Consider the following 14278-nt stretch of genomic DNA (forward strand, 5'->3'; position numbering starts at 1 on the left):
GAGAGAAGCCATGAAGCCCGAACTGCACCCGGTCTATCCGCCCTCCCGCATCACCTGCGCGTGCGGCAACGTCGTCGAGACCAAGTCCACCCGCGGCTCGTTCAGCGTGGAAGTCTGCTCGAACTGCCACCCGTTCTTCACCGGCAAGTACAAGCTGCTGGACACGGCCGGCCGCATCGACCGCTTCAAGAAGAAGTACGCGAACAACGCGCCGGCCGCCAAGAAGGGCGCCAAGGCCGCCGAGCCCGAGAAGGCGTAGTCCTTCGGCTCGACAGCATCCGTAGCACCCCACGAGCAGGGTCGTGGAGGGCCTCGAAAGACAGAGGCGCTCCCGCCCTGCTCGCGGTGTTTCAGCTCCACGCGCGCGTCAAATTTTCGCGCGCGTTTTCGGTGCTACAGCCAATTACAGGCCAGAAATTCGACGTAGCAGCCAACTGACCGCACAGTCCGCCGCGTCCCAGAAAGACGTCTGTCCCAAAGACGGAGGCGTGATGTTCGCGGAAGCTGCTGCCCCTGCCCTGAAGGTTGTTCGACGCTCCCAGAACGACAGCGTCTTCGCGAAGCGCGGGGAGGCCTACACGCTGCTGCAGGGCGACAGCCTGGAGCTGATGGCCCAGCTGCCCGAGCAGTCCTTCGACCTCATCTTCGCGGACCCGCCGTACTTCCTCTCCAACGGCGGCACCACCTGCAAGGGTGGCAAGCGCGTCTCCGTGGCCAAGGGCCAGTGGGATGTGTCCCGCGGGGTGGAGGAGGACCACGCCTTCACCACGAAGTGGCTCGCCGCCTGCCAGCGCCTGCTGCGCCCCACCGGCACGCTGTGGGTGAGCGGCACCCAGCACGTCATCTTCAACGCCGGCTTCGCCATGCAGAAGCTGGGCTACAAGCTGCTCAACACCGTCACCTGGTACAAGCCCAACGCGAGCCCCAACCTGGCGTGCCGCTACTTCACGCACTCCACGGAGCTGCTCATCTGGGCCTCGCCGTCCTCCGGCGGCAAGCTGAAGCACGTCTTCAACTACCAGCGCATGAAGGCGGAGAACGGCGGCAAGCAGATGCGCGACGTGTGGAACCTGCCGCGCAACGGCGAAGAGGAGCTCACCGCCGACGGCTCCGGCCGCATGTGGACGCAGACGGCCCCGCGCGGCGAGGAGAAGGCCTTCGGCAGCCACCCCACCCAGAAGCCGGTGGCGCTGCTGGAGCGCATCCTGGAGGCGAGCTGCCCGGAGAACTCGCTCATCCTGGACCCCTTCAACGGCAGCGGCACCACCGGCGTGGCCGCCCTGAAGCACGGCCACCGCTACGTGGGCATCGACATGAACCCGGAGTACCTGGCCCTGTCCAAGAAGCGCCTGGACGCGGCCCTCAAGTAGTCCCGTCTCAGGCGCGGGTGAGGATGAGCTCCACGCCCTGCCGGGCGATGGGGTGATACCTCGCCCCGTTCTTCTCGAACGCCGCGCGCGCCACCTTGCGGTGGTCGCGCGACGAGGCGAGCACGCTGTAGAGCGGCTTCAGGTACTTCATCCGGCCCACCTCGCCGAGGAACTCCTCGGCCCGGCCGAGCGGAGCATCGAAGCCCGCGCGCAGCGCCGCCACCAGCCACGCGACCAGCACCTCCGAGTTGCGGCTGCCCGTGAGCGAGTACTTCGCGTCCAGCTCCCGGAAGACGTCCTGGCCCGTGTCCGCCGGCATGGACTCCAGGAAGAGCTGCCACTCGGTGGGCGTCCAGTCCTTCGTGTCCGCCTGCGAAGGCACCTTGCCGCGCAGCTTCTCCAGCGCCTCCAGCCGCGCGGAGGTGGGGCGGGGCGCGCCAGGCGGCACGCCGGGCCGGTTCAGGTACGCGTCCGCGTCCACCTTCGCCAGGGCCCCCGGCAGCTCCTCTTCCGTGAAGCGGACGAACTCCTCCGTGGTGAGCGCCTGGAAGCGGTACTTCGCCAGGTAGCGGCGCAGGAAGCCGTCGAAGGTGGGGCGGCCCACCGCGTCCTCCAGCGCGCGCAGGAGCAGGTAGCCCTTCTCGTAGGGAATCTGGGAGAAGGCCTCGTCCGGGTCCACGCCGGACAGGTGCGTGCGCAGCGCGGTCAGCTGCGGGTGCGCGCGGAAGTGGTGCAGCGCTTCATCCAGCGAACGGCGCCCCAGCGCCGCGTGCAGCGCCGCGACCTCCGGCCCCGCCAGCGCCTCCAGGATGCGGCGCTCCGCGAAGACGGTGAAGCCTTCGTTGAGCCAGAAGTGCTCCGCGGACGCGTTCGTCACCAGGTTGCCCGTCCACGAGTGCGCCAGCTCATGCGCCACCACGTTCACCAGGCTCTTGTCCCCCGCGATGAGCGTGGGCGTGAGGAACGTCAGGCGCGGGTTCTCCATGCCGCCGTAGGGGAACGATGGCGGCATCAGCAAGAGGTCGAAGCGCTCCCAGTCGTACGGCCCGAAGAGCGACTCCGCGGCCTTGAGCATGTCGTCCACGCCCGCGAACTCGTCCGCCGCGTCCTCCAGCGCCTCCGGCTCCGCCCACACCCGCGAGCGCGGCCCCAGCTCCTTGGACGTGAGGCTGCCCACCGCGAACGCCAGCAGGTACGGAGGCACCGGCTGCGGCATCTCGTAGTGCTCCTCCGCCTCCACGCCGTGCTCTTCACGCGCCACGAAGGACGCCGCCATCACGGACTTGAGCTGCTTGGGCACGCGCAGCGACGCGCGGTAGCGGATGCGGATCCGCGGCGTGTCCTGCAACGGCACCACGCTGCGCGCATGGATGGCCTGGCACTGGCTGAACAGGAACGGCTGCTGCCCTCCCGCCGTCTGTGACGGCGTCAGCCACTGCAGCGCGCTCGCCTCCGGCGACGTCCGGTAGCGCACCGTCAGTTGCTTCACCCCCGAGGGCAGCTCGATGCGCAGGCGGCTGCCAAGAATCGGTTCAGGAGGGGAGAGGATGTAGGGCAAGGGGCGACCCTGGGCATCCACCACGCCCCGGATGTCCAGGTCGCGGGTGTCCAGGTCGAGGGGGCCTGCTGACGCTTCCTTGAGGGTCAGCGTGGCCTCCGCGTGCAGGCGGCGCGTCCGGAAATCGACGCGGGCCTTCCACTCCAGCGTTTCGGTCTCAGGCTGCGTGCTGTCGTTGTACGAGTGCGGGTCGAGGCGAGCCATGGGGCCCGACTTGTAGTCGGGGAGCCGACCTCCTGGCGAGCACACCCGACGGCAATGCCGGTTGACTTCCGGGTCAATCGCCTACATTTGTGCAGTCCCCTACTTCCTTTCATGGGAGCCGATTTCCGATGACGACCCGGATCCGAAAAGTGGCGGTGCTTGGCGCTGGCGTGATGGGCAGCGGCATCGCCGCGCATCTGGCCAACTCCGGCGTGCGCGCCCTGTTGCTGGACATCGTTCCGCCCCAGGCCGCTCCGGGCGAGGACACCGCTTCCAAGGCGTTCCGCAACAAGTTCTCGCAGGGCGCCATCGCGAACCTGCGCAAGGCGAAGCCCAGCCCCATCGTGTCCGAGCAGGTGCTCGCCGCCATCGAAGTGGGCAACCTGGAGGACGACCTCGCGCGCCTGGGCGAGTGCGATTGGATCATCGAGGTGGTGAAGGAGGACCTGGCCGTCAAGCAGGCCCTGTTCGCCAAGGTGGAGAAGCACGCCCGCAAGGACGCCATCATCTCCTCCAACACCTCCGGTCTCTCCATCGTGGGCATGACGGAAGGCCGCGGCGCGGAGTTCAAGAAGAACTTCCTCGTCACGCACTTCTTCAACCCCGTCCGCTACATGAAGCTCCTGGAGCTCGTGGCGGGCCAGGAGACGAACCCGGAGGTCGTGAAGACCATCCACAAGTTCGGTGAAGAGGTCCTGGGCAAGGGCATCGTCTACGGCAAGGACACCACCAACTTCATCGCGAACCGCATCGGCGTGTACGGGATGATGCGGACCATCTCCGAGATGCAGAAGTCGGAGATGACCATCGAAGAGGTGGACAAGATCTTTGGCCCGGCCATGGGCCGCCCCAAGTCCGCCGTGTTCCGCACCGCGGACATCGTGGGCCTGGACACGTTCACCCACGTGGCGAAGAACTGTTACGACACGCTGACGCACGACGAAGAGCGCGACGTCTTCGCCGCCCCGGACTTCCTCCAGAAGATGGTGGAGAAGAAGATGCTGGGCGACAAGAGCGGCGGCGGCTTCTACAAGAAGGACCGCTCCTCCGGCGGCAAGGACATCCTCGCGCTGGACCTGAAGACGCTGGAGTACCGGCCGCAGGCGAAGGTGCGCTTCGACTCGCTGGGCGCCGCGAAGGACATCGAGAACGTCAAGGAGCGCGTGGCGTCCGTGATGAACGCGGACGACAAGGCCGGCAAGTTCGCCGAGCGCGTCACCCTGGACGTGCTGGCGTACTCCAGCCGCCGCATCCCGGAGATCGCGGACGACCTGGTCAACGTGGACCGCGGCGTGCGCTGGGGCTTCGGCTGGGACCTGGGGCCCTTCGAGGTCTGGGACGCCTACGGTGTCCAGAAGGGCGTGGAGCGCATGAAGGCGCTGGGCCTCAAGCCCGCCGCCTGGGTGGAGGAGATGCTGGCCAAGGGCCGCACGTCCTTCTACGGCGTGCAGGACGGCCGCGACACCTACTGGGACATCCCGTCCAAGTCCGTGAAGCCGGTGTCTGAGAACGCCCGCACCTTCCGCGTGGAGTACCTCAAGCGCGGCAACAAGAAGATCACCGGCAACGACAGCGCGTCGCTGTGGGACATGGGCGACGGCGTCACGCTCTTGGAGTTCCACTCCAAGATGAACTCCATCGACGATGAGATCATCGCGATGATGAACACCGCGCTGGATGAGACGGAGAAGAACTTCAAGGGCCTCGTCATCGGCAATGACGGCTCCAACTTCTCCGCCGGCGCGAACATCATGGCCATGCTGATGGCGGCCAAGAGCGAGGACTTCGACTCCATCCGCAAGATGGCGTCCGCGTTCCAGGCGGCCAACCAGCGCATGCGCTACAGCCCCGTGCCCGTCGTGACGGCGCCCTTCAACCTCACGCTGGGCGGCGGCGCGGAGGTCACCATGGGTGGCAACGCGGTGCAGGCCAGCGCGGAGCTGTACATGGGCCTCGTGGAAGTGGGCGTGGGCCTCATCCCGGGCGGCGGCGGCACCATGATGCTGCTGCGCAACGTGTTCGGCACCTACGCGGCGGACAAGGACTTCGACGCGCTGCCCTTCCTCAAGAAGGTGTTCCTCGCCATCGGCATGGCGAAGGTCGCGACGAGCGCGGAGGAGGCCCGCGAGATGGGCTTCCTGTCGCAGCAGGACGGCATCACGGGCAACCGCGACTTCCTCCTGTCGGACGCGAAGTCGCGCGTGCTGGGGCTGGCCAACGGCGGCTTCCGCCCGCCGCGTCCCACGCGCTTCCGGCTGCCGGGCCCCAACGGCGCGGCCACCATCGACATGATGCTGTACGACATGCAGCTCAACAATCAGATCAGCGCCCACGACCGGAAGATCGCGCAGAAGCTGGCGCGCGTGCTGTCCGGTGGTGACACGAGCCCCTCCGTGCTGGTGACCGAGGAGAAGCTGCTGGAGCTGGAGATGGAAGCGTTCCTGAGCCTCATCGGCGAGGAGAAGACCCAGGACCGCATGATGTTCATGCTCGAGAAGGGCAAGCCGCTGCGCAACTAGCGCGAGGCGTTTACCCAATGGTTTTCCAGACGCGAATTCCGAAGCACGCCCGGACGCTGTCCGGGCAGGGAGACATCTAAAATGTCCGGTCGAGTCGTGATTGCCAGCGCGGTGCGCACCCCCTTCACCCGCGCCCACAAGGGAGAGTTCAAGGACACGCGGCCGGATACGCTCGCGGCCCTTGCCATCAAGGAGGCCGTCGCCCAGGTCCCCGGCCTGAAGCCGGCGGACGTGGAGGACGTCATCATGGGCTGTGCCATGCCGGAGGCGGAGCAGGGCATGAACGTGGCCCGCAACGCGAGCCTGCTCGCCGGCCTGCCGGACACCGTCCCGGGCCTGACCATCAACCGCTTCTGTTCCTCGGGCGTGCAGTCCGTGGCGCAGGCGGCGCAGGGCATCAAGTCCGGCATGCTCCAGGTGGCCGTCGCCGGTGGCACCGAGTCCATGACCATGGTGCCCATGGGCGGCAACAAGGTCTCCGCCAACCCGGAGATCATGCAGAAGCTGCCGGAGGTCTACACCTCCATGGGCGCGACGGCGGAGAACATCGCCTCCCGCTACAGCGTCACCCGTGAGGACGCGGACAAGTTCGCCGCCGAGTCCCAGCGCCGCGCGGCCACGGCCCGCGAGCAGGGGAAGTTCAAGGAGGAGATCTTCCCCGTCACCACCACGATGTTCGACGAGGACGGCAACCAGAAGCAGGTGACCGTCACGGTGGACACCATCCTGCGCCCGGAGACGACGGTGGAGGGCCTGGCCAAGCTGCGCCCGGCCTTCAACGCCAAGGGCGTGGTGACGGCGGGCAACGCGTCGCCGCTGACGGACGGCGCGGCGGCCGCGGTGGTGATGAGCGAGGAGAAGGCGAAGGAGCTCAACGTCAAGCCGCTGGGCTACTTCGTGGACTATGTGGTCGCCGGCGTGCCGCCCGAAATCATGGGCGTGGGCCCGGTGCCCGCCATCCGCAAGCTGCTGGAGCGCAACAAGCTGAAGATTGAAGACATCAGCGTCTTCGAGCTCAACGAGGCCTTCGCGGCGCAGGCGCTGCACTGCATCCGCGAGCTGGGCATCCCCCAGGACAAGGTGAACCCGAACGGCGGCGCCATCGCCCTGGGCCACCCGCTGGGCGTGTCCGGTGCGCGCATGGTGGCCACCATCCTGCGCGAGCTGAAGCGCCGGGACGGCCGCTACGGCGTGGTGAGCATGTGCATCGGCGGCGGCATGGGTGCCGCGGCGCTGGTGGAGCTGGCGAAGTAGTCCGCTTCCCGTTCGCGCCCCCTGTGACTCGAAGGGGGCGCGAAGGGGATAAGTCAGGAGGCCGGGGCGTCCGGGTCGTTCACCGGGACGCCCGCCAGGCGCAAGACCCGCAGCGCGTTGGTGGTGTCCACCACCCCCTGCCGGAGCCGGTAGTCGAACACCATCTTCCCGTCCTCCAGGTGGTCGCGGAAGTGGACGTTCACCACGTGCGAGCCCGGCTCGTCCGCGAGCACCGCCAGCGACAGGTCGTGCGTCGTCACCGCGCCACACGCGCCGGAGGCGAGCAAGAGCCGCAGCACCTCGCGTGAGGCGATCTGGCGCTCGCGGGTGTTGGTGCCCAGCAGGATTTCGTCCAGCAGGAAGAGCGCCTGGCCCTTCGCGGCCGCCGCCGCGTCCAGCACCATCTTCAGCCGCAGCACCTCCGCGTGGAAGTACGACACGCCGCGCTCCAGCGAGTCCTTCACGCGCATGCTGGTGAGCACCTGCACCGGAGACAGCCGGAACGACGCCGCGGACACCGGCGCGCCCGCCAGCGCCAGCACCACGTTCGCGCCCAGCGCTCGCATCAGCGTCGTCTTGCCGCTCATGTTGGAGCCCGTAATCAAGAGCGCGTGACGCGGGCCGGGCAGGGACACGTCGTTGGGCACGGGCGCGTCCAGGAGCGGGTGTCCCAGCGCGGTGGCCTCCACGCTCGGGCCCTCGGTCTGCATCTGGGGCCAGGTGAAGGCGGGGCGGTCATGGGCCAGGCCTCCCAGGCAGCAGAGGGCCTCCAATTCCGCGAGCCCCTCGAACCACTGGCGCACGTCGCGGCCGTGGGCGGCTCGCCAGTTCTCCAGCGCGAAGAGGGCGTGGATGTCCCAGAGCGTGAGCCAGTGGACCAGGGGGTGGAACTGGTGCCGCTTGAACTCGATGAGCGAGTACAGCCGGCTGAAGCGCTGGAACAGCACGGACACCGGAGGCCCGCCCTGCGCCGTCAGTCCGGCCTGGAGCTGCTTGAGGCGCGGGTGTTCGAAGGACTGCTTCTCCACGCGCTCGAAGAGGGACGCGTAGCGCACGAAGCCGCGCTCGCCGCGCTCCACGCCTTCGTCCATCTGGCGCAGCGTGCGGCGCGTGGCCACGGCGATGCCCAGTTGTGCGAGCAGCCCCAGCCACACGAGGCTGTCTGGAATCACGCCGACCGTGCCCAGGATGAAGAGGGTGAGCGTCACCGGGGGCAGCAGGATGGCCAGGGGCCGTGACCAGCGGATGGCGTCCAGGGATGGGCCGGCCTCCGCCCACTGGATGAAGAGGGCCGGGTCCGCCTTGTCCTTCGCCACCACTCGGGCGTCCACGCAGAGGTCCTGGCGGAAGTCCACGCGCGGGGCCAGTTCGCGCGCGGCGCCCTGGCGGGTCACCACCGTCTCCGCGGAGGCCGGGGCGGACAGCCACGTGGCCAGCCGCTCCTCTCCCGCGCGCGTCGCCGTCTCGTTGATGAGCTGGAAGAGGCTGCCCTGGCCAAAGACATCCAGGTCGGTGGCGTAGAGGTGGTTGGGGGAGAGGAACCGCTCCCCCGTGTCCGTGAAGGAATGCCAGCCGCCCTCCAGCCGCGCCAGGCCGCGCTCGTTGAGCAGCACGAAGAGGCGCGCGCGCTGCTCCTTGAGGAACACCTGGTGGTGCAGCACCGCCAGCACGCCATAGACGGCGAGCGCCCCGGCCGCCGCCCACCACCAGGGCTTGGGCAGCCGGCCCATCAGCGTCAGCGCGGCCACGACGAGCGCCGCCACGAAGGCCACGGTGCGCAGGTTGGCGTACCGGGCGCTGACGCGGTCCAAGGCTGTCAGGTCCGCCTGGGCGGCGGCGCGGCGGTCGGTGTACGTGCGATGCGGGCTCTGGGACTCGGTCGGGACGGGCACGATGGCCGCGCATGCTGTGCGGCCCCCCGTCCGAGGGCAAGCGCTCAAGGCGCTCCGTCACGCTTCCGGTGCGAACCGACAACATTTCTTCCCGTTGGGAGCGCGTGGAGGCGAACGGGTACGGAGGGGACTGCTGGGGGCGGCGCCGTCCTGGCTCGACGATGACACAGGCGTCACGCGGCGCATCCCAGATGATATGGATTGGGAGGGTCTACACGGTGTCACAATGGCTCACGTCCGTGGCGATTGACTCGCTCGGGGGCGCTGGGTCAAAAACCGCCGCCTATGTCTCTGTCTCTCCATGGCATGCCCCTGCGGCTCATGAGCGTTCTGCTCATGTCCGTGTCTCTCGTGTTGTCCGCCTGTGGCAAGGATGAGCCGTCCGACCCGGACGGTGGTCCGTCGACGGGCCAGCAGGATGCCTCCACCGCGGACAGCGGCACGGATTCGGGGACCGGCCCTGTCGCTGACGCCGGGACGGATGCAGGCACCGACGCGGGAACGGATGCGGGGCCCGAGGAGGACGCGGGGACGGAGGCCGATGCAGGGGCGGAGGAGGACGCGGGGACGGATGCAGGGACGGAGGTTGATGCAGGGACGGAGGCCGACGCGGGGACGGATGCGGGGACGGAGGCCGACGCGGGGACTGAACGTTGTGGTGATGGTCTCAAGCAAGCCACGGAGGCATGTGACGACGGCAATACGGTCGGCGGCGACGGTTGTTCGGCGACCTGCGCTGCGATTGAGCCCGGATGGATGTGCGAACAGGAAGGTCAGCCGTGCGTCTGGATTCCGGTGTGCGGCGATGGCCGGGTGGATGGCACCGAGTCCTGCGATGACAGCAACACGGTGAGCGACGATGGCTGCGATACCTCGTGCCACCTGGAGCCGGGCTACACGTGCCCCGTCGCTGGCCGGCCCTGTGTCCCGACCGTCTGTGGCGACCGCAAGGTCGAAGGCACCGAGCAATGCGACGACGGCAACTACGACTTCGGCGATGGCTGCACGCCGCTGTGCACACGCGAGCCGCGCTGCTCCAACGGAGTTTGCCAGGGCGTCTGTGGCGACGGCCAGTTGCTGCCGAACAGCACGGCGGAGCAGTGCGACGACGGCAACACGCGAGCGAACGACGGCTGCTCTCCGACATGCCAGCTCGAGCCGGGGTTCACCTGCCAGGTGGTCGAGTCACCCCTTCCGGATCCGCTGACCCTGCCCATCGTCTACCGCGACTTCCGTGGGTACGACCTGCCGGCCTCAGCGGGACTGCCGCGGGGCCACATCGACTTCGAGAACGCGAACGGCTCGGAGACGGGCATCGTGGGCAGCACGCTGGATGCAGCGGGCAAGCCTGTCTATGCGAAGGAAGGCCTCAGCTCCCTCACCACCCATGGCCGGGCGGCCTTTGATCAGTGGTTCCGGGACGTGCCGGGCGTGAACAGGCCCCTCGTCAAGAGCCTGGCCCTCCCGCGTGGGTCGGGCGCCTCGTACCAGTTCGACGCCCCGGCCTTCTTCCCGCTGGATGACGCGGGCTGGGTGGCCTCCGGTGAGGAGCCCCTCCGTCCGGACAACAGCAGCCCCAGCGTGCTTCGCAACTTCAGCTTCACCAGCGAGACGCGCTACTGGTTCGAATACAAAGGCAACGAGGAGCTCTCCTTCCGGGGAGATGACGATGTCTGGGTGTTCATCAACGGCCGACTCGTGCTCGACCTGGGCGGGGTCCATGGCCCCACCACGGGCAGCGTCAATGTGTCGCAACGGGCCAGCGCGCTCGGCCTCATCATAGGGGGCATCTACGAGCTCGCGGTGTTCCAGGCCGAGCGCCACACGACCGGTTCTTCCTACCAGCTCACGCTCAACGGTTTTGGCTATCCCCTGCGCCACACCGAATGCGCACCCCATGGTGGGCTCACGGGAGCCTCCGGAGTTGACTCCCAGTAGGCCTCCGGGATTTGAATACCCCTCGTGTGGGGCGGTCGGGCCGGCCGTGTCCCGCCGAGGGGGCTTCACCCCATGTCGTTACCCAAGGTCGTGCTGGGCGGGGGGCTCGTCGCGAGCCTGCTCGCCGCGCCTTCCGCCGAGGCGCGCTTCGGCAAGCGCTCGGACTCCCACGAAACGTCGAAGCCCGTCCACGAGGCGACCGCCATCGGTTCGGACAGGGACGACGATTCGAAGAAGGACGACGAGAACAAGAACCCATCGTCCAAGAGCAAGAGGACGACCGTGGCCTCCACGGACGACACCTACGCGTTCAACTCGAGCGCATCCGACGATGCCGCCGCCGTCATCCTCGGCGCGCTCTTCGAGCTGATGTTCAGCGGCCTGGGCCAGGCCATCGCCCACACGGGGACCCACCACGGCCATGACGAGGGCGCTCCGGGCGAGCCACCCCAGCGCAACTCGCTGCGGCACGCCGTGCCACTCTCCTTCCGCGCGGGCGTGTTGGTGTCACCCGTGCCGGGCGGCACGGGCGTGGACTTCGACATCGGCTGGGACATGCAACGCTTCGGCGTGGACCTGCGAGTCTCTCGCCTGGTGGGCACGGGTGCGGGCGCGATGGCCTACGACACGCGGACGCTGGCGGAGATGCACGTGACGTACTCCCCCTACGTCCGGGAGGATCTGCGCCTGCGCGCGGAGGCGGGCGTCTCCACCCTGGACCTGCCCGGGCGCATCTACGTGGCGCCCAGCCTGGGCATGTCCGTGGAGGCGTGCGTCCTGGGCCCCCTGGACGCGGAGGCTCGCGTGCAGGTGTCGCCCGGGCCCTACCGGCAGCTGGATGCGCGCGCGGGGCTGGCGTTGCACCTGGGCAGCCTCATGCTGCGGGGCGGGGCGCGCTACCTGGCCCTGGACTCGGAGGTGGCCCCGCTGGGGCTGACCCTCGGCTTCGGCCCCGAGTTCGGCGCGGGCTTCGTGTTCTGAGGCACAAACACCACGGGCCCGGCCGCGAGTCATTCCCGCGGACAGGCCCGTTGGACGTCCCGAAGGGACGGTGGGGATTACTTCTCCTTGGAGGCCAGCTTGCGCAGGGCCTTCTGGTCGCGCACGCAGAGGATGCGGCCGACGTTGCCGAGCACGCCCTCGCGCTTCATCTCGTTGATGAGGGTGGACACGAAGGAGCGCGAGGCGCCCACCAGGTCCGCCAGGTCCTGCTGCGTGATGCCGCGCAGGTCCGTCTCACCACCGTGCGGGCAGCGCTCGCCGTGCGCCTCCACCAGCGTGAGCAGGGTGTCCGCCAGCCGGGCCGGGACCTCCTTGAAGGTCAGGCCCAGGACGCGCTTGCGCAGCGAGCGCACGCGGTCCGCGTAGGCGCGCACCACGTCCACCGCCAGGGCCGGACGGGCCTCCAACTGGGCGCGGAAGTCACGGCCCTCGATGCTCCACACCTCGGCCTCGCCCGCCGCCACGGCCATCTCCTCGATGGGCGTGCCTTCCGGGCGGAACAGCTCGCCGAACAGGTCGCCCGGGCGGAGGATGGAGACCACCGAGCGGGTGCTGTTCTTGCCAATGCGCATCAGGCGCACGCGGCCGGACTTCAGCAGGTACACGCGGTCCGACGTGTCGCCGGGGCGGTAGATGGTCGAGTTGTGCGGGAAGGACTCGACCTTGAAGTACCCCTTGAAGTCGATGGCTTCCTGGCCAGGGACCAGCTTGTTCGCGGTCACCATCATGCCGGAGGACGTCGCCTGCAGCGGCGCCACGACGTTGGAACCGATGGGGCCGAGGGGGCGGTTGAAGCCGTGCATGGGAGTCTCCTGGAAAGACGGAAAGGGATGGGGAAGGTTGGTCGCTGCTGCTGCTGCGGACGGACCTTGCCCTTTCCAAGAGGCGTGCCATGGGCACTTGAAGTATTCCCAGGGGAACAGTTCGAGGAATGCCGGGTACTTAGCGCTACGTCCCCGTTTCTCCCCCCCCACTGTGTCTAAAACCTGAAACAGAACGTTCAAACAGTCTGATCAGTTTGAACGAAACGTTAAAGCGCCACACCGGTTTGTCCGGGCTGGGACAGTGTCAGGAAGCATCCTTCACCGGATAAGGGTGCACCTGTGGACCGTGCCCCTGTGCGAGACCGAACTTTTGAAGCTTTCGTTCAAGGGTCGGACGGCTGATGCCCAGGATCTGACATGTGCGGCCCTTGTGGCCCTTGGTGACGGCCATGGCCCGGGCAATGAGCTGCCGTTCGGCCTCTTCCAGGGTGGGGATGAGGCTCACGTCGTCCACGGCGGGGGCGGCGAACATGCCGCTCGCGCCTCCAGGAGCGCGCTGCCCGGCGTCCAGGGGGCCTGAGGGGTTCGCCTCCAGGGCGGGCAGGTCGTCCCCCCGGAGCACGTCACCGGGCGCGAGCACCACGGCGCGGGTGAGGACGTTCTCCAGCTCGCGCACGTTGCCGCGCCAGGGGAGCAGGGTGAGGCGCTCCATCACCTCGTGGGGCACGCGGGTGACGCGCTTGTGTACCTTCTCGTTGATGCGCTCCAGGAGGTGCTTCACCAGGAGGGAGATGTCCTCGCGGCGCTCGCGCAGGGGCGGGATGAAGAGGGTGATGACCTTGAGGCGCTGGTAGAGGTCCTCGCGGAAGCGCCCCTGGGCCACCTCGTCCGCCAGGTTGCGGTGGGTGGCGGCGATGACGCGGGCGCGCAGCTTCACGCGCTTGACGCCGCCCACGCGCTCGAACTCGCGCTCCTGGAGCACGCGCAACAGCTTCGCCTGGAGCATCAGCGACATGTCGCCAATCTCATCCAGGAAGACGGTGCCGTCCTCGGCCAGCTCGAACTTGCCGGGCTTGCCGGACACGGCGCCGGTGAAGGCGCCCTTCTCGTGGCCGAACAGCTCGCTCTCCAGGAGCGTGTCCACGATGGCGGAGCAGTTGATGCCGATGAAGGGGCGGGGCTCGTCGTAGGAGTAGTTGTGGATGACGCGGGCGATGAGCTCCTTGCCGGTGCCGCTCTCGCCGTTGATGAGCACCGTCGCGCTGCTGCCCGTGACCTTGCCAATCTCCTTCACCAGCTGCTGCATGGAGGGGCTGGTGCCCACGATGTCGCCCAGGCGGACGACGGCGTTCTCGCGGTGGACCTCGTCCGCGCGGCGCGACAGCTGGCGGTACTCCAGCGCGCGCTCCACGACGAGGTCCAGCGCCGCCGGATCCGGGAAGGGCTTGTGGATGTAGTCGAACGCACCGGCCTTCATGGCCCGGATGGTCGTCTCCATGTCGTGGTAGGCGGTGACGAGGATGATGCGCGCGTCGCCGCACAGGGTCTTCATCTCCTCGATGATTTCCAGGCCCGTGCGGTCCGGGAGCATCATGTCCAGGATGACCACGCTGGGCATGTTCTCCTGGGCGGCCTTGAGGCCCGCGGCGGCGCTGGTGGCCGTCACCACCTGGTAGCGCGGCTGCCCGTCGTCCTGCTCGATCTCCTCGAAGTGCATCGTGAGGGTTTCGAGCAGCGACACGTCATCGTCGACGATGAGGAGGGTCTCCATGGGGTC

At 68.2% G+C, this 14278-nt stretch carries 10 protein-coding genes; 6 read left to right on the forward strand and 4 right to left on the reverse strand.

Annotated features, from left to right (window positions below; genetic code table 11):
* Nucleotides 1–10 precede the first annotated feature (10 nt).
* Nucleotides 11–259, forward strand: coding sequence for a 50S ribosomal protein L31 (gene rpmE / locus ACX114_RS11730; RefSeq protein ID WP_014395188.1), 249 nt, complete (start codon nucleotides 11–13; stop codon nucleotides 257–259).
* 232 nt (nucleotides 260–491) lie between these two features.
* Nucleotides 492–1370 (forward strand): DNA-methyltransferase, encoded by an 879-nt coding sequence (locus tag ACX114_RS11735; protein ID WP_459297616.1) that lies wholly within the window; start codon nucleotides 492–494, stop codon nucleotides 1368–1370.
* 7 nt (nucleotides 1371–1377) lie between these two features.
* On the opposite strand, the gene ACX114_RS11740 is transcribed toward ACX114_RS11735, so the two are convergent.
* Nucleotides 1378–3132: a M1 family metallopeptidase gene (locus tag ACX114_RS11740; protein WP_459297618.1), complete on the reverse strand. Its 1755-nt coding sequence runs from the start codon at nucleotides 3130–3132 to the stop codon at nucleotides 1378–1380.
* A gap of 128 nt (nucleotides 3133–3260) precedes the next feature.
* Between ACX114_RS11740 and ACX114_RS11745 the strand changes: the two genes are divergently transcribed.
* Both ACX114_RS11745 and ACX114_RS11750 read left to right on the forward strand, forming a co-directional pair.
* Complete coding sequence (locus ACX114_RS11745) at nucleotides 3261–5651, forward strand: 3-hydroxyacyl-CoA dehydrogenase/enoyl-CoA hydratase family protein (RefSeq protein WP_459297620.1); 2391 nt, start codon at nucleotides 3261–3263, stop codon at nucleotides 5649–5651.
* An 81-nt stretch (nucleotides 5652–5732) separates the two neighbouring features.
* Nucleotides 5733–6905: a thiolase family protein gene (locus ACX114_RS11750; protein ID WP_014395192.1), complete on the forward strand. Its 1173-nt coding sequence runs from the start codon at nucleotides 5733–5735 to the stop codon at nucleotides 6903–6905.
* A 53-nt stretch (nucleotides 6906–6958) separates the two neighbouring features.
* Here ACX114_RS11750 and ACX114_RS11755 read toward each other — a convergent pair whose 3' ends face one another.
* The gene (locus ACX114_RS11755) at nucleotides 6959–8797 is read right to left on the reverse strand and encodes a MutS-related protein (protein WP_459297622.1); all 1839 of its coding nucleotides are present in this window, start codon (nucleotides 8795–8797) and stop codon (nucleotides 6959–6961) included.
* Between the two features lie 336 nt (nucleotides 8798–9133).
* Between ACX114_RS11755 and ACX114_RS11760 the strand changes: the two genes are divergently transcribed.
* Both ACX114_RS11760 and ACX114_RS11765 read left to right on the forward strand, forming a co-directional pair.
* On the forward strand, nucleotides 9134–10735 hold the full coding sequence (locus ACX114_RS11760; RefSeq protein ID WP_459297624.1) for a DUF4215 domain-containing protein: 1602 nt from the start codon (nucleotides 9134–9136) through the stop codon (nucleotides 10733–10735).
* Between the two features lie 72 nt (nucleotides 10736–10807).
* Nucleotides 10808–11716: a hypothetical protein gene (locus tag ACX114_RS11765; protein ID WP_459297626.1), complete on the forward strand. Its 909-nt coding sequence runs from the start codon at nucleotides 10808–10810 to the stop codon at nucleotides 11714–11716.
* A gap of 77 nt (nucleotides 11717–11793) precedes the next feature.
* On the opposite strand, the gene mrpC is transcribed toward ACX114_RS11765, so the two are convergent.
* Both mrpC and ACX114_RS11775 read right to left on the reverse strand, forming a co-directional pair.
* Nucleotides 11794–12540 (reverse strand): Crp/Fnr family transcriptional regulator MrpC, encoded by a 747-nt coding sequence (gene mrpC / locus ACX114_RS11770; protein ID WP_014395195.1) that lies wholly within the window; start codon nucleotides 12538–12540, stop codon nucleotides 11794–11796.
* A 265-nt stretch (nucleotides 12541–12805) separates the two neighbouring features.
* A complete protein-coding gene (locus ACX114_RS11775) occupies nucleotides 12806–14272 on the reverse strand; it encodes a sigma-54-dependent transcriptional regulator (protein ID WP_459297628.1) in 1467 nt (488 codons plus the stop codon).
* Nucleotides 14273–14278: the final 6 nt, after the last annotated feature.

The organism is Corallococcus sp. M7 (genome assembly GCF_054512695.1).